General features: G+C 60.6%; 16 protein-coding genes. 4 read left to right on the top strand and 12 right to left on the bottom strand.

Annotated features, from left to right (window positions below):
- Positions 1-191: 191 nt before the first annotated feature.
- From D769_RS01015 to D769_RS01000, 5 genes are all read right to left on the bottom strand, one after another.
- Positions 192-494: a hypothetical protein gene (locus tag D769_RS01015; RefSeq protein WP_008641187.1), complete on the bottom strand. Its 303-nt coding sequence runs from the start codon at positions 492-494 to the stop codon at positions 192-194.
- Positions 495-1083: 589 nt separating this feature from the next.
- On the bottom strand, positions 1084-1386 hold the full coding sequence (locus tag D769_RS30815; protein WP_081596756.1) for a YkgJ family cysteine cluster protein: 303 nt from the start codon (positions 1384-1386) through the stop codon (positions 1084-1086).
- Positions 1362-2987: a hypothetical protein gene (locus tag D769_RS01010; protein WP_008641184.1), complete on the bottom strand. Its 1626-nt coding sequence runs from the start codon at positions 2985-2987 to the stop codon at positions 1362-1364. Before D769_RS01010 ends, D769_RS30815 begins: the two co-directional genes overlap by 25 nt.
- A gap of 58 nt (positions 2988-3045) precedes the next feature.
- Positions 3046-4152 carry a hypothetical protein gene (locus D769_RS01005; RefSeq protein ID WP_008641183.1) on the bottom strand — a complete coding sequence of 369 codons (1107 nt, stop codon included), beginning with the start codon at positions 4150-4152 and terminating at the stop codon, positions 3046-3048.
- A gap of 19 nt (positions 4153-4171) precedes the next feature.
- Entirely contained in the window at positions 4172-4525 is a 354-nt protein-coding gene (locus D769_RS01000; protein WP_234706908.1) for an SHOCT domain-containing protein, read from the bottom strand.
- A gap of 324 nt (positions 4526-4849) precedes the next feature.
- On the opposite strand from D769_RS01000, the gene D769_RS00995 reads away from it, so the two are divergent.
- From D769_RS00995 to D769_RS32585, 4 genes are all read left to right on the top strand, one after another.
- Entirely contained in the window at positions 4850-5929 is a 1080-nt protein-coding gene (locus D769_RS00995; protein WP_008641180.1) for a WYL domain-containing protein, read from the top strand.
- A 38-nt stretch (positions 5930-5967) separates the two neighbouring features.
- Complete coding sequence (locus tag D769_RS00990; protein WP_008641178.1) at positions 5968-6174, top strand: hypothetical protein; 207 nt, start codon at positions 5968-5970, stop codon at positions 6172-6174.
- A gap of 44 nt (positions 6175-6218) precedes the next feature.
- The gene (locus D769_RS00985; protein WP_234706903.1) at positions 6219-6548 is read left to right on the top strand and encodes a hypothetical protein; all 330 of its coding nucleotides are present in this window, start codon (positions 6219-6221) and stop codon (positions 6546-6548) included.
- A gap of 711 nt (positions 6549-7259) precedes the next feature.
- On the top strand, positions 7260-7934 hold the full coding sequence (locus D769_RS32585) for a GGDEF domain-containing protein (RefSeq protein WP_241227827.1): 675 nt from the start codon (positions 7260-7262) through the stop codon (positions 7932-7934).
- A gap of 314 nt (positions 7935-8248) precedes the next feature.
- On the opposite strand, the gene flgL is transcribed toward D769_RS32585, so the two are convergent.
- From flgL to flgF, 7 genes are all read right to left on the bottom strand, one after another.
- Entirely contained in the window at positions 8249-9487 is a 1239-nt protein-coding gene (flgL, locus tag D769_RS00975) for a flagellar hook-associated protein FlgL (RefSeq protein WP_008641172.1), read from the bottom strand.
- Positions 9488-9538: 51 nt separating this feature from the next.
- Complete coding sequence (gene flgK, locus D769_RS00970; protein ID WP_008641171.1) at positions 9539-11434, bottom strand: flagellar hook-associated protein FlgK; 1896 nt, start codon at positions 11432-11434, stop codon at positions 9539-9541.
- Positions 11435-11699: 265 nt separating this feature from the next.
- Positions 11700-12722 carry a flagellar assembly peptidoglycan hydrolase FlgJ gene (gene flgJ, locus D769_RS00965; RefSeq protein ID WP_008641169.1) on the bottom strand — a complete coding sequence of 341 codons (1023 nt, stop codon included), beginning with the start codon at positions 12720-12722 and terminating at the stop codon, positions 11700-11702.
- The gene (locus D769_RS00960) at positions 12722-13906 is read right to left on the bottom strand and encodes a flagellar basal body P-ring protein FlgI (RefSeq protein WP_008641168.1); all 1185 of its coding nucleotides are present in this window, start codon (positions 13904-13906) and stop codon (positions 12722-12724) included. Before D769_RS00960 ends, flgJ begins: the two co-directional genes overlap by 1 nt.
- A gap of 7 nt (positions 13907-13913) precedes the next feature.
- On the bottom strand, positions 13914-14627 hold the full coding sequence (gene flgH, locus D769_RS00955) for a flagellar basal body L-ring protein FlgH (protein ID WP_008641166.1): 714 nt from the start codon (positions 14625-14627) through the stop codon (positions 13914-13916).
- A gap of 6 nt (positions 14628-14633) precedes the next feature.
- Positions 14634-15419, bottom strand: a complete 786-nt coding sequence (gene flgG, locus D769_RS00950; RefSeq protein ID WP_008641159.1) for a flagellar basal-body rod protein FlgG — start codon at positions 15417-15419, stop codon at positions 14634-14636.
- A gap of 48 nt (positions 15420-15467) precedes the next feature.
- Positions 15468-16211, bottom strand: coding sequence for a flagellar basal-body rod protein FlgF (gene flgF / locus D769_RS00945; protein ID WP_008641158.1), 744 nt, complete (start codon positions 16209-16211; stop codon positions 15468-15470).
- Positions 16212-16223: the final 12 nt, after the last annotated feature.

Raw genomic sequence — 16223 nt, 5'->3', positions numbered from 1 at the left:
ACGCGCGAATGAGTCGTGCCAAACGGGGTTCCCGGCACGGCTGGCTTCTTGGGCTGCTTGGGCTTTTTTGCTTCGCGAGTGCTGCGTAGTTGACTCTTAGCCATGGTATTGCTCCTGATTACCTTGCTTGCCAAGGTGCGGCAGTACCAGCATACGCGCTTGGAGACGCCAGCAGGATGATTCTCTCGACGCTAGAGCGAAACAACGGATTCGCCCGCGACCAGTCCGTTGATGATGTCCTCGCCAAACTGCACCGCTCCCCTGCGCGCGGTACCGATGTTCTCCCAAAGCGTATTCTCAAGCCGGAAAACGCGGGTATGTTCGCTACCGGGGCGATATCCCGTCCGGCAGATGACGATCGATGCATTGAACCTGCCGTCCGGCCTGACTCGCGGCCAAGTCTGAACAGGCTGGTTCTTGTAGACCAGAGGATAGAGGTCGAAGCCCTTGTAGAAGGCGAAGGGTGGGGCGTTACTGATACTGGCAATGCTCACGACTGCTCCATGCGGCGTAGCGCCGCTGTTGCCCAGTTACGTCATGGGCTGTGTTGAGAATGCCTGTTGACGACTACAACGCTCAGAGTGAAACAAGGGATTGGCCGAGAATTGCGCCGTTGATGATGTCCTCGGCATAGCGAAGCACAACGTGCTCGCCTCCGGCGATGTCCGTCTTCGCGACAGATCACCACAGCGGCATTAACAATCGGTCTGGCCAGTGCCCCCGTCGTGCAGGCTCCGTTGCCGTTACGGCTTCCATTAGCCACTGTACTCTACTGGTGAGGCAAGGAGTGCTTTTATTCCACCAGGGAGAACAACTGCGCGACCGGCGAAGAAGCGAATCAATCGCACCCGCAACCTGAGCTTCCTCCCTCCTTAACGTACCGCACGACAACCGTGGTGAACCGGATGCCGTTCTGCCTTGAAAGCCGCCATTGTGTCTGCACTGGGTCGATTGGCAGTTCAGGGGCGGCGCCGACCTCCTGGCGCCGGCGTAGCGGAACTCGGGTTCGACAGGTGCTTGCCCGCCAGAAGCAGGCGTACGAAACCACCGCACAACGTGTGCGAATCTCGCTCCGAGCAGTAGCTATTGCCTGGCCAGCGATTGGAGCTGGTCGCACGCGTGCAGATTCAAAGCAATGAATTCATCCCAAGTATGCAGGCGCGCGTATCGCAATACATACATCCGATCTACCCGGCAAATGTCCGGGCGTTCGCTGTAGATGGAACAGGCTTTGCTCGCTGCGTCGTAGTGCCTGCATGTTCCGTCACCACGATCCAAAAAGAGTGTTTCGTCGGATAGATTAACGTTCTCACAGCAACGCCCGCACTGCGTACAGGGAAATGCGCGCGAAGTCGGTGCGTTCACTTCGCCAGGGACGCTAGCCATTTACGTGTGCTCGTCGCGTTGCCCATTTCATAGGGCAACTCAATGCCCTGCTTGGCGATCTCATCCTTCAGAACGAGACCGCGCTGCATTTCATCGTTGCAAGCGGACAAGTCACGAGAGAACGCTGCCAACTCCTCGGTGTCCATGTTGAATTCCTGGCGCGCCAACTCGGTCAGGTAGACATCCAGCTCGGCATTGATGGCTTGGTACTTCTTCACCGTATCCGCATGCGGCATCATGGATTCGAGATAGGCCCAAGCCCGTTGCGCCACGCTGCCATGCAACAAGACGTATGTGAACCCAAGCGTTGCCAAGCCGGTTACCAAAGCGCCCACAAACGACGCCAGTTCAGCGCCGAACGGAAAGTTGCACAACGGCAGTAATTGCGCATGGGCGATCGAGCCCACCGTCACGCCCGCGGCCGCCGACAGGACGCCCATGACGGCCTTGCACAAATCAGTAAAACCCAGTTTCTCAGGGTTGAAGAAGACCAGCTTGAACGCCTTGCAGAACTGGCCCCAGATCTCCCGAATGATCTTGATCGTAGCCTTCTGTGTGGTGGCAAAGATGTTGAAAACGGTCGTCGTCAGGCTCGATACGATGCCACCGAAAACACCGTCCTTGAAACTGGTCAGGAAGTCCTTGAAGCGCAACCGAATACGACGCCAGATACCCCGAAAAGTGCTCTGGATGTCTTCGACGAACTTCTCGAAGCTGAACTGTTTTTTAAGAGTTTCCAGAATAGTCGGAACTTGCGCGCGTAGCTCGAACCAGACTTCCGCCATGACCAACCCAAGCATTTGACGAGTGCCCATCTTGAAGCCGGAAAGACCCGCAGCAACGCCAGTTTTCTGCATGAACTTGCTGCCACCGTAATAAGCACGATCGATTGCTCCGTCGTACTTCTTTCGAGCCTGCTGATCTTTCTTTCGCATTGCATCAGCATCGATAGACTTGAGGCCTTCTATCTTCTTCTGTGCCTTTCTGATTTTCTCTTCGAGAACGTCCGCCTTGTGCCGCTGCTCGGGGGTCTCGCGTGGCAGGTTGCTCAATTTCTCCTGCTTTCTGGCCAAGTCTTTCTCATGACCTTCGACGAGCCTGGAAAGATTCTTCAGATAGTCATCGATGGGGGATTGTTTCTTGGACTTGTTAATCGTTTCCAGCGTCGTTTGCAGGTTGCTGCCCTGGTTGGCCAACTCCACGCCGTCGAGCTCTGCCAACACCCGGCCAGCGTCGTCGTGGATTTCCTTGGCGGCAATAATATGGTCGAGATTGCGTTGCTCGTCCATCGCCATGACTTGACCGCGATAGGCATCGTTCAGTTGCCCAGCTTGATGCAGGGCCTTGTCTTTTTTGCCGGTCGCTATGTAATTCTGATGCGTGTGATACGCCGTGCCATCGTAAGCGCCGCGCTGCTCGAAGGCTTGCTGTTCCTTTTCCGTGCCCCAGATGCCCTGACGTACGTTATGGACTGTGTCCACGTCGCCGCCAACCTTGTCCTTGAACAGAAGGAAATCCAGGCCAAACGTGGTGACCAGACTGTTGACCACGGTTTTCTCGAGCTCTTCGGCCCAAGGGTAGTTGGCGACTGCGGTGGACATGTTTTCTTGTGATTGAGATGAGCGAATCGTGTGCCGCGCCAATCGCGGCGCACGCAATTCAGGAACGAGCCGCCTCGATGTTTCCTGCCTGAGACTCGGCCTGGCGCAAGGCCAGATCCAGTTCGGCATCGTTGAGGATCATGGAGCCATCGGCATCCTTCTCCATCTCTGGCACACCGTCCTTGTTATGCACGACCTTGCCATTGATCTTTGCAGGTCTGAAGATTGGAACGATGATGAGGTTCACCAGGATTGCCGCCAGCGCATAACCGTTCTCGATGACCCGGAGAACATCGTCGCCAAGTTTTTCGATCTCCGCGCCTACGTCGACATTCCGGCCCTTGATGTCATCCATAAAGCGGTCGATGCCCTTGAGGGTGTCGAAATAGCGCTGGAACTGCCCAGAAATCGTGGTCAGTTCGACCTTGATCTTGCGAGCATAGACTTCAGTCTTCGTAAGCTGCTCGCTGGCCTTCATCAGCTTTTCAACGGCACGGCTGACTTCGTCGTTGGCCTTGCGGGCATTTATGAGAGCTTCCTCGCCGTGACTATCGTAAGCCCAGCCAGCAATGGCAAGCACCGGCGCTGCCACGGCTGCGCCCAGAATGACCGTGCCGCCGGCCATACCCAAGCCGCCCGCCGACAGCGCGCCGCCGCCCAAGGCCGCCAGGGTGGCATTGGTGGCAGCCACACCAGACAGGGCCGAGATGGCAGTGCCGGTGGAAGCCGCACCTAGCGCCATGACGCCGCCATAAACAGCGAATCCCACCGCAGCACCTGCAGCACCCGCCCCAACCGCTGTGCCCAGAACACTGATAGCTGTGATGCTGTAGTTCTCGATCTTTTGCAGCTCATGCTTGGGAATGCTGATGTTCAGCTTGTTATCCCGCCCGGCATTGAGTTGCTGCAGGAGTTTGTCGGCCAAGGTTTTGAATTCGCCAATGCTCTTGCCGATCTCCAACTCTTTCTTGCCCAACAGGTCGAGCGCGACAGTCGTTTTCTCTTCCTGGGTGTCGACCGCAGATTTCCTGCGTTCGTAACGGGCCTGAGCATCCTTGACGATCTCGTCAGCTTCTGAGTGCTTTTGATAGCCGTCATAGCCTTTCTTGGCGCCATAAGCAGCGGTGACAAGTGCGGCGGCGCCGATGATGAATGGCAGAGGCATGATTTGGAACCTTTCAGGTTTAGGGGATATCACGGAAGTGTCCGCTTCTGCGGACACTTGACATTGAATGCATGGCGGACAGCAGATGGCGCTTCCAGTCTTGAAACTCCTCCTTGGTAAGCGCGCCTTGCTTGTGCAGTTCATAGAGCTCGCGCAGCTCGCCGATATAGCCCTGACACGATGGAGCAGCCTCCTTCGCGTTCACGGACTCGGTGGTCTCCAACGTAACGGGCGCAGGCAATGCCGCCGTTGCCTCATCGTTGCGCCCATTGTTGAGCAACCGCGTAAGCCCACGTTGGATGGTCTGCACGCCCGCTGAAATGCCATACAGCACGCAGACAATCGCAAACAGGCCTAGCAGAAACATGATCATTCGCATCACGCGCAATCCCTTGCCAGAGAAGAAATCGTCCTACTTTCTGTTCTTGATAAGTAGTGATTCGGGCCTCTGGTCGTCAGCCTTGTCCTTGAAGCGAAAGAAAGCACCTTCCTTTCCTTCATCCAGCCGACTTTGGGAATGGTCCCTGTCCAGAGGCATATCGACCCATTGCCCGATACTCGATACCCCTCTTTGGAATGGCGGGATAGCTGGGCTAACGGGGCGTCAAAGATCGAGTTGCCCTGATGCTATTCGTGAATCTGGTCAGATGGTGTCCATATTGCTAGCATTGCATCCACATTCAGCGAACGCCCCGTCATGAAGAGGAACAACACCCACGCGCAGCCACTCAGCGATCTCGCGATCGCTACCCTCGAGCTGATGGCGAGCCGCCCCGACGGATATCCTTCTGGCGAGTTGCAAAGCGCGCTCGAAGGACATGCAGACAGAAGAACGATCCGACGCGCCCTTTCTGAACTAGAGAACGGCGGTCTCGCGAAGCCGGACGGCGCAACGAAGGGACGCGTCTGGAAGGCGTTGTCGCCAACGCCGGGCGGGCGTCGACCGTCTGTCAACGAGGCCATCGCGCTCCTGACACTGCGGGACCTCGCCTACCGTCATCTTCCCGCCAGCGTCGTCGGAGCATTGGAGGCCGACTTCATCGCAGCAGCGCACGTCCTCGAAGAGCATCCCACCGCGTCGAACCTCGCGGCCGCGCGCCTCTGGCTGGACAAGACCGCTCGGCTTCATGCGGGCTATCCCCTCGTCGCACCGGCGATCAAGGATGAGTTATTTCAAATCGTCGGTCACGCGCTCTACAACGATGAGTCGCTTGATATCACCTATCGGACATCGCGCGAGTCCGCACCCAAGCAATATCGCGCCCTCCCCCATGCCTTGATCGAAAAAGGGCCGCTTTGGTATCTGATCGTCAAGAACAAGCGCCGCACGGCCGAGGGTTCGATCTTCTCACTGCGAATGGACCGCATCATCGAGGCCACGCCCGCTGGCATCGATCTGACCCGCGACCGAGCATTCAACCTCGACGCCTATATCCGGAAGGATAAGAGCATGGAGTTTTTCGCAGGCAAGCCGGTCCAGCTTGTTCTGCGAGTCAACGAAATGATTGATGCCAAGCGGATTGAACACGCCTTCCGTTCATTGCGTCTGAGTGATGATCAGACCATTGTCGAAGAGGATGGCGGCTTCCTGCTGGTGGCGACGGTGGTGCCTTCGGTGCCGCTAACCAATCTGCTGTTGGAGAAGAGCACTACCGTGGAAATCGTCGCGCCGCCAGATATGCGTGAAGGCATGATTGCTCATTTAAAGCGCGCGTTGTCGCGCTATGAGCATGGCTCGGCGCCCGTCGAGAATCTGGACACCACCGGCCCACATTAGTCCCTACCATTTGGATCGTTCTCACTACGGAGCATGCAATGCGCCTCGAAACGATCCGCGATCCGCGTAGCCTGGTCATGGGCTTCATTGCCACGGAAGAGCATGGGAATGGCGTTGCCCACGACGCCCATATGAAGGTGCTCGGCACATACAGCGTCGAACGAAACTTCACATATGATTCACAGGGTTGCCCATTCGCCCGCGGCAATGGGTTGCTCGCGTTGGTTCACCGCAGCGCCGACTGAGGCCTGTCACCATGTGGATGCCTTGCCATGACGAGTTCAACCTCATGTGGGCGGACAAGCCCGGTACCGGCCACTATTTTGCGCCGCCGATTCACCCCGACCCTCGCATGTACAAGTACGTTTGGTGGATCTGGACCCGTGCATCGCCGTGGGATGGAACCGCCTTTTTTGCGAACACGCCTGCGCTATCTATGGGCCAGTTTCGTCAGATCGAACGGCAGTTGATTGATGCGAGGGAGCATTTCTTTGTCTATGGCATTCAGCGTCCGCGCCGTGGTAGTGCGCTGGAGCGATCTACCCCTCAATGGGCGCACGCCATATTCGCCCCCGCGTATGACGAAGACGATGACATCGCGTGGCAAGGTCACAAGTAGCGACCGGAACGCGAAGCCATAAGGCACACGGACACCGGGGAAACGAGTAAGGTCGCTGCTTCCCTTCGCGTCCCATGTTCATTTGATTCCCTCGAATCCAGGGACTTACGCTGAAGATCGCTGTCTGGCGCGCATCGCGCTACGCGTTCAAAACCTGGCTCGGCGAGTCGGACAGTGCAAGGCGAACAGGGAGCCGTCTGGCACAATATCAAATCGTATGCCCCAACCCACAAGCCAATGCCACAATCGACCGAGGTCTTCACGCTGCCGCGCTGGAAGATAACAAGATGGCTTACGGACACAGACAGAGACGTCCCTACTGACATCAAGCGTGCGCTTATCGGAAGCTTGTTCGGGACGTTGTCCATCTTCGTTGGCGGGGTCATCAACACGCTGTTAGTCGCTGCGTTGATAGCCTGGCATATCCAACGCCCAGCATTCTTTGCATGGTTCGGATTGGAGTGCCTGATTTGCATCGCTCGAATCAGCATCTTGGTTTCGGCGCGGAGACGAGCGCGTACGGCGCGGTCGACCCATACCGACTTGCACCTGGTGTTTAGTCTGGCGTGGGCCTTTAGCGTAGGATTGGGAGCCTACCTGAGCATTACAAGCGGAAACTGGCTCGCTGCCGCCCTGGCATGCCTTTCTTCCGCTGCAATGATTGGTGGCATTTGCTTCCGGAACTTCGGGGCACCCAGGATGAGCGGGCTAATGATTCTACTGGCTCTGGGTCCATGCTGCCTTGGTGCAATCGTCGCACGTGAACCGCTGTTCCTTCTGACACTGATTCAATTGCCCGTCTACGTGGCCAGCATGACGAGTGCATCCTTTCGCATGCATGCAATGCTGGTTGCAACGATGCAGTCGGAGCGCGAGAACGCACACCGCGCGCGCCACGATTCGATGACTGGACTTCTGAATCGAGGCAGCTTGCTGGCTGAAATCAGAGCGGCAATGGAGTGCAATGCCAGTTCCCCACTGCGCTCCGCGCTCCTCTATCTTGACCTGGACGGCTTCAAACGAGTCAACGACGTACATGGCCACGGCTGCGGAGACGAACTGCTCCAGCAAGTGGCAGGCCGAATGCGAGCGACGGTGCCCGAAGGCACTCACGTCTCTCGAATTGGAGGAGATGAGTTTGTCATCTTGCTGCACCACCATGAGAGTGATGACGTGCAAGCGCTCGCGCAACGGCTGCTACGAGACATAGCTGTACCGTATCTGCTGGCCAATGGAGAGAAGGTGGCGATTGGCGTAAGCATCGGCATTACCCATATTTCTCCCAACGGACAAAGCGCCGATGCAGTCCTTAATGTCGCCGACCGCGCACTGTATGTCGCAAAGGCGCGCGGCAAGGGATGCTTCCATTTTTCGGAGGTGGTTTAGTCGGTCTTCGGATGCAGTGCTGCTTGTTGATTGTCCGTACGAATTCGCGGCATTTCCGCTAGCCTCAACCAATTCGATGTACTCAGTCGGGTCGGAGGCTTGCTGGCAACGCTTGGCTCGAGACCCTGTCAACCGAGGCGATACAGCCCGTTGCTGTCTGAGACGAGCACTGCGTCTCGTGAAAAAAAAGGCTGCAAGCCTTGCTGGACAAGGGTTACAGCCTTTTTTTGGTGTGCTCAACAGCTGTAGCTTGTGCTGTTTGCACTTATGTTTTCTTCATTGCTCCAACCCGCAAATGGCGAACGGAGCCCCGATCACCTCAGGTACTGAAACAGGTTCATCCCCTGGATCTGCATGAACGACTGCTGGGCGCCCTGGAGCGCAGTCTGGCGCTGGTAGTACTCGGTGATGGCCGACGCGTAGTTCAGATCCTGCAGGTCGGACAGCGTGGACTTGCTGTTCAGATCGCGGTTCTGGCCGATCGTGTCCAGCGCGTCGAGTTCCTGCATGCGCGAGCCCACCGACGACCGGACCGTCAGCACGTTGTCGAGCGAGTTGCCCATCTGGCGGATGCCGGTGGCCAGCACGTTCTGCAGGTTGGCGCTGGCCGCGTCCGTGTTCGTGCCGGTGTCGATCGGCTTCTTCAGCGCGCTGATGACGTTCTGCAGGTTCGCGAAGATGTCCGCGCCGGCCTGTTGCGCGGGCACGGCCGTTAGCGAATCGCCAGCGGCCGGCGTGCCCTTGACCGTGAACGATACGCCGCCCACGTTGATGGGCGTGCCATCAGTGTAGGGCTGGACCGTGCCAATCGCCGCTCCCGTAGTGGCGTTCGATACCTGGTACTCCATTGCCCCTGTCGTGCCATTGGGCTGGAAGGTCAGCTTCAGCGGCGTGCCATAGAGCGGGTTGGTCGGATCCGAAACAGAGATCGGCCCATACGTGGCGGTACCGGCGTTGCCGGCATTGCCATTGAGCACGTAGCCGGCGTTGGTCGTCACGCTCATGAACACTTCGGCGCCTGTATTGCCCGATTCCATCTGGCGCGCGACGTCCACCTGCAGCAGCTGATGGCTGTTGTCGCCCTGGTACACAGCCGCGCCGGCGGCGTTCTTCGCAAACGGTACCGTGTTGGCCTGCAAGCCCGCGAACAGGTAGTTGCCATTGCCGTCGTCGGCGTTGGCCAGACCCATAAGCTGATCGTACTGCCCCTGCAATGCCGTGGCCAGCGACGCGCGGTCTGTGTCGCTCATCGTGCCGTTACCGGCGTTCACCAGCAGCGACTGGATATTCTGGATCGTGGTCGTGACCGACTGGAGCGTATTCTCCTCCAGGCCCAGCGATGCATTGGCCTGCTTGCGGGTCGTGGCGTACTGCCCGTTCACGGACTGGGCCTGGGCGACGCCGAGCGCACGCGTGGCGGCCACGGGGTCATCAGACGGTGTCAGGATGCGGCGGCCAGTGCCAAGTTGCTGTTGCACGTACAGCAGCTTGGACTGCTGGTTGTTCATCGAAGCCAGGCCTTGCTGGTACAGGGTGGAGGTAGCGACGCGCATGGCGTGATTCCTTCGTATCCGTTTGAACTGTCAGTGGAGGACGTGGCCCGGTCAGCCGATGCTGAGGAGCGTGTCGATGATCGTGCTGGCGGTCTGGATGACCTTCGCATTCGCCTGATAAAGCTGCTGGAACTTGAGCAGGTTCACCGTTTCTTCGTCCATGTTCACGCCGGACACCGACTGCTGTGCCGACGTTACCTGTGTGGTGATGCTGTCCTGCGACTCCGAGGCAATGCTTGCCGACTTGGCATCGCTGCCCACCTGGTTGACCAGCGACGCATAGGCGTCGTTGAAGCTGGACGTGCCGTTGATGGTCTTGGCGGTCTGCAGCTTGGCCAGCGCCAGGGCATTGCCGTTGTCCGCCGTCGCGCCGGAGTTGCTCGACAGCGTGAACGTGTCGCCCGCCTTCGGCGTGCCGTCGAAATGGAAGGTCAGACCACTGAAGGTGTAGTCGGTACCGGTACCGTTGGCGGCGGTGCTGGTCGGGGTCACTACGTTGCCCAGGGCATCGGTGAACGTATAGCCAGCGCCTGTGTAGGTGGCCGTGATCTTGCCCGACAGTTGCGTGAACCCCTGCGCCACGCCACTGAGCTGGGCCGTGCCGGATCCGGTGTTCTGCGTGCTGGCGTCGGCGCGTGCCGGCGAAGCGGCGGCCACCTTGGCCGGGTCCGTGATCAGCGTGCCAAAGCCTGCCGCGGCATTGCGTGTCGGCTGGATCAGGAACGAATCGTTGGCGCTCATCGGTCCGTTGAGACTGACGGAAATGCCGTCCGCAGCAATGCCGTTCAACGAGGTTGACGTCGACACGACGGTGTTGTCCGACAGACGCGTCAGCGAGTAGTTCGTGCCGTCGAACTTCAATGAGTAGTCACTGGTAGTCAGGCTGCCGGCGTTGGTGATCGTGGCCGTGGCAACCGCGTTCGACTTATTGTTCGCGTTCGCGTAGGTCGTCGGCTGGCCCAGCGAGAAAAGATCGGTGCCCGTTGCGCCGTTCAGGTCGATACCGAGCTTGTGCTGGTTGTTGAACACCTGGCCAATCGCCAGCGACAGGCGGCCGATGGCGTTCTGCGCCTGGTCGAGCGACTGGCTGCGGAAGCGCAGCAGCCCGCCAATCGAGCCACCGGTCACCGAACCATCTTCCGACTGCACCGTGTTGCCGTTGGGCAGCGTGTAGCCGATCGTGATGCGGCTCGGGTCCGCGGCCGACGGCACCGCGGTCATATCGTACGATTCGGAGCCCATCACCAGCGGCTGGCCGTTACCGACGAAGACGTTATACGTATTGCCATCCTGCACCACGACCTTCGCGCCCACCAGCTTGGTCAGCTCGGACACGGCCTGATCGCGCTGGTCCAGCAGGTCGTTGGGTGGCTGGCCGCCCGATGCGGCGGTCAGTTGCGAGATCTGCTTGTTCAGGCTGGCGATCTGCTTGGTGTAGTCGTTGACCTGACGCACCGACGACGTGAGCTGCGTGTTGATGCCGTCCTGAAGCTGCTTGAAGTAGTCGCTCGACGCCTTGACCTGGCCGGTCAGCGCCTGGGCGGCGGACAACATGCCTTGCCGCGCCGCGGTGTCGCCCGGCGTGTCCGATACCGTCTGCACGGCGGCAAAGAACTTCTGCATCAGCGGGGCCAGACCCGCGTTCTGGTCAGCCAGCAGGTTGTCGATCTGCGAAATCTGGCTCGAGAACGTGGACAGCTCGCTGCTGGCCGATGTGGCCGTGCGAAGCTGGCCGGTCAGGAAGCCGTCGTAGACGCGTTGCACGGTAACAGTGGTGGAGCCCTGGCCGAAGAATCCGGAGCCCGTGAACTGGCCGCCGGCCGACGCGACGATCGTGCTCTGGCGCGTGTAGCCCGGAGTCGCGGCGTTGCTGAAGTTGTGGCCAGTGGTCGTCAGCGCGTTCTGCGCCACGTTCAGGCCCGACAGACCGATATTAAACAGAGACATGTTTGTCTGACTCCGGATCGAATGGCAAGCCGGCGGCACACGGCCGACGGCGGTGGATGTGCTGAATAACGGCCGGAACGTCGCTCAACTTTAGCGCTGCAAATCGTGAAAATGCGGAGTAGTTGTGAGCGCGTACTCTCATGAAGAACTGCTTCCACAAACGCCAATAGCGCGGCTGAAAAGCGCCGCGCCATGCAGGTTCACCGATTGTTCCCTCCCCTCGTCCACAACGCGGCATAGGGGACCCACCCTCTATCGCAATGCTTCAGGTCGAAACCTTCTTCATGATCCGGACGAGCTTCTCGCCGTAGGCCGGATCGGTGGCATAGCCCGCGCGCTGCAAGCCGTGGGCGGCCTCATCGGCGCTGTTTGCCGCCACCACGCCCGCGTAACGGGGGTTGGAGGTCAGCAGCCGCGCATAGTCATTGCAAGCCTCTTCGTATGAGCCATAGGCTCGGAAGCGGGCACGCACCTTCTGCGGCTGGCCATCGACGTATTCGGTGGTCAGCACCTCGGTCGTCGGCCCCTTCCAGTTCGCACCGGCCTTGATGCCGAAGACGTTGAACGACGTCGAGCCATCCGCATTGAGGATCTCGCGGCGTCCCCATCCCGATTCGAGCGCGGCCTGACCAACGATCAGCTTGGCCGGCACGCCCGATGCGCGCGACGCGACCATTGCCGGGCCTGCCATGCGGTTGACGAAGCTGCTGATGTGTTCGGGCGTGTCGTTGGGCAGTTGTCCCAGTTGAGACTGGCCGTTGCCCTGCCAGTCCGACTGATTCTGGTACTGGCGCACGCCGGCGGTCGGGTTCCACGCCGGGCCGGGCAGCGTCGTGCCCACCGGCACTGCCGGACCATCGGCATCGGTCGCACCACGGCCATCGAGCAGGCCGGCCATCTGGGCGTCCTGGATGCTTGCGGCGGTGACCCCGCCGGCCGTTGCCATGTTCGGCGGCAGTTGCTGGCCCGTGGCGCGCGCAAGCTGGCGGATCATGACGTCGGCCAAACCGATACCACGTGTGGAGAGCTGTTGCGACAGCTGCTGGTCCATCATCGACATATAGAGCTTGGTCTGCTCGTTGTCGAAGAGGCCGTCCGACGGCGTCGCATCGCGCATGCTCTTCAGCACCATGTTCGTGAACACGGCTTCGAACTGCCTGGCGGCGGCCTGCAGCGAACTGCTGTTGTTGCCGGCACGCGCCTGGTTCTTGAGCGCCTCGAACCCTTGCGTGTCGAGCGCGAAGCGCTGCGAGATGTCGGACTGTCCGGAGAGCGTCGAGCCCGTCATCAGATGATCTCCAGCTCGGCGCGCAGGGCGCCCGCAGCACGCATGGCTTCCAGGATCGTCTGCAAGTCGGCCGGGGTCGCGCCAAGCGCGTTCAGGCCCTTCACCACTGCCGCCAGCGATGCGCCGGCCTTCACGATCTGAAGTGATCCACCGCCCTGCTTCATGTCGATCTGCGACACCGGCGCCACCACGGTCTGACCCTGGCTGAACGGCCCCGGCTGGCTGATGACCGGCTGCGTATTGATCACGACCGACAGGTTGCCGTGCGCGATCGCGCAGTCTTCCACGGTCACGGCCTGGTTCATCACGATCGAGCCGGTACGGGCATTCAGGATGACCTTGGCGGCGGCCTTGGCCGGCGTCACGTCGAGGTTCTCGATCCGGGCCATGAATCCCACGCGCGCCGATGACGCCTGCGGCGTGCGCACCTGCACCACGCGGCCGTCCATGGCGGTGGCAGTTCCCGCGCCCAGATTGCGGTTGATCGCCTCGACCACGCGCTCGACGGTGCCGAAATCGGTGTCCTTGAGTTCGAGGTTCATGAAGCCGCCTTCCGGCTGGAAGGAAGGCACGGCGCGCTCTACGATGGCGCCGTTGGCGATGCGGCCCACGGCGAGCTGGTTGATCTGCACCTTGCTGCCGTTGGCCGACGCGCCCGCGCCGCCCACCAGCATGTTGCCCTGCGCCACGGCGTACACCTGCCCGTCGATACCCTTGAGCGGCGTCATCAGCAGCGTGCCGCCACGCAGGCTCTTGGCGTTACCCATCGACGACACCACCACGTCGAGCTGACTGCCAGGCTGCGCGAACGCCGGCAGCGCTGCGGTCACCATCACCGCCGCCACGTTCTTGAGCTGCATGTTCTTGCCGGCTGGCAGCGTGATGCCAAGCTGCGACAACATGTTCTGCAAGCTCTGCGTGGTGAACGGCGTCTGCATGGTCTGGTCGCCGGTGTTGTCCAGCCCCACGACCAGGCCATAGCCCACCAGCGGGTTGTCGCGCACGCCCTGGAACGTCGCCAGGTTCTTCAGGCGTTCCGCATGTGCGTGGCCAAAGCCCAGGCCCAGGAAGAGCGCGAGCAGCAGGCCAGCAAGAAAGACCGCGCGACCTGAGCGGGAATGAAGGCCGGGCGGGGTGCCCAAAAGCGAGCCTGGCTTGTGGAAAGGCATCGGAGGCAAAAACATGGCGGAATCAGAACGGAAGGACATTGAGGAAGAAGCGCTGCAGCCAGCCCATGTTCTGTGCTTCGTCGATATACCCCTTGGCGGTGTACTCGATACGCGCGTCCGCCACCTGGGTGGAGAGCACCCCATTGTCGCCAGTGATCGTGCGCGGATTGACCACGCCCGAGAAACGAATGAACTCCGCGCCCTGGTTGATGGCCATCTGCTTTTCGCCGGACACCACCAGGTTGCCGTTGGGCAGCACCTCCAGCACAGTCACCGTGATGGTGCCGTTGAACGTATTGGTCGCGGAGGACCCGCCGCTGGCTTTCAGCGTGTTGGTACCGCCGATGTCGGCGTTCGAAGCGGAGCTGAACAGCCCAGCCAGCGCGCGCGGCACCGCGTTGAAGCTCAGCGTGCTGTTGCCGGCGCGGCTGGCATTGGAGCCCGAGTTCTTGCTGGCGTTGATGTTCTCCGTGATCACGATGGTCAGGATGTCACCAACGTTGCGTGGCCGCCTGTCCTCGAACAGCGGATTGCCCGCCGCATAGGAAGACGCAAAGATCGAGCCCGTGGGCGCGCTCACCGGGCGCGATTCGGCGCGCGCTGTGGTGGGCAGTTGCACGAGCGGCTCCTTGGGCATCATCGCGCAGCCGCCGCTGGCCAGCGCGGCCAGGCCGACGATGGCGTGCGCGACGAATGCGACGATGCGAGAGCCAGAGCGAGTGGCGGCCATGGTCATTGCCATTTATCCCATCTGGGTCAGACGCTGCAGCATCTGATCCGACGTCTGCACCGCCTTGCTGTTGATTTCGTACGCACGCTGTGTCTGGATCATGCTCACCAGTTCTTCCACCACGTTCACGTTCGACGCTTCGACGTAGTTGTTCTGCAGCGTGCCCGCGCCGTTCAGGCCCGGCACCGTGGTGTTCGGCGCGCCCGAGGCATCGGTCTGCACGTACAGGTTCTCGCCCATGCTTTCCAGCCCGGTCGGGTTCGGGAACGTGGCGAGTTGAAGCTGGCCCACCGTGGCTGCGTTGGTCGAGCCCGGCTGCATCACGGTCACCGTGCCGTCACGCGCGATGTTCACCGAGGTGTAGTTGGCCGGCAGCGTAATGGCCGGGTTGATCACGAAACCGCTCGACGTGACCAGCTGACCGTTCTGGTCCACCTGGAACGAACCGTCGCGCGTGTAGGAGGTGGTGCCGTCGGGCATCGTCACCTGGAAGAAGCCGTTGCCGATGATGGCCACGTCCTTGGCGTTGCCCGTTTGCTGCGGGTTGCCTTGCGTGTGGATACGCTCGGTTGCCACCGGACGCACACCAGTACCGATCTGCATGCCGGACGGCAGCACCGTCTGGTCCGACGACATCGCGCCCGGCTGGCGGATCGTCTGGTACATCATTTCCTCGAACACGGCACGGCTGCGCTTGAAGCCCGTGGTGGACACGTTGGCCAGGTTGTTCGAGATCACGTCCATCTGCGTCTGCTGCGCATCAAGACCGGTCTTGGCAATCCAGAGAGAGCGGATCATGGTGTTCCTTGTCTTAGCTTTTCCGCGCCGGCTTCAAGGCCGCGCGCTTCAATTGTTGGAGAGCAGCGCGTTAGCCCGCTGGTCGTTGCTGTCGGCGCCCGTGATCATCTTCATCTGCATCTCGAAGCGGCGCGCATTGGCGATCATTTCCACCATGGAGTCGACCGGGTTGACATTGCTGCCTTCCAGCGCGCCGGAGATCACGCGGACGTTGGGGTCCTGCTGAAGCGGGTCCACGCCAGGACGCAGACGGAAATAGCCGTCGTCACCACGCGCCAGCCCTTCGGGCGGCGGTGTGACGACGCGCAGCTTTCCTACCTGGGCCAGGCCGTTCGCGGCCTCGCCCGGGCCACGCGCGGTCACGGTTCCATCGGTGCCGATCGACACCGTGGAACCGGGCGGAATCCCGATCGGACCACCGTCGCCCATGACCGGCAGGCCCAGCGAGGTCTGGAGCTGCCCGTCCGGCGACACCTGTAGCGATCCTGCTCGGGTATATGCCTCGGAGCCGTCCGGCATCTGCACCGCCAGCCAGCCGTTGCCCTGCAGCGCCACGTCCAGATTGCGGCCCGTGTAGCTGAGCGGACCGGCTTTCATGTCGGCGCCTGGCGTCGAGGCCAGCGTGAAGGCGCGTGTCTGCGCCTCCTGCCCCACCACCGGCACGGCGCGGTACATGTTGACCTGCGCCTTGAAGGCCGTTGTGGATGCATTGGCCAGGTTGTTCGATACCGCGGCCTGCTGGTCGAGTATCTGCTTGGCGCCCGACAGGGCGGTGTAGATCATGCGGTCCATGACGCTGCTTGA

Source organism: Cupriavidus sp. HMR-1 (genome assembly GCF_000319775.1).
Lineage (GTDB): Bacteria > Pseudomonadota > Gammaproteobacteria > Burkholderiales > Burkholderiaceae > Cupriavidus > Cupriavidus metallidurans.
The sequence above is the reverse complement of the archived record's forward strand: the minus strand, read 5'-3'. Positions and strand labels throughout refer to the sequence as shown.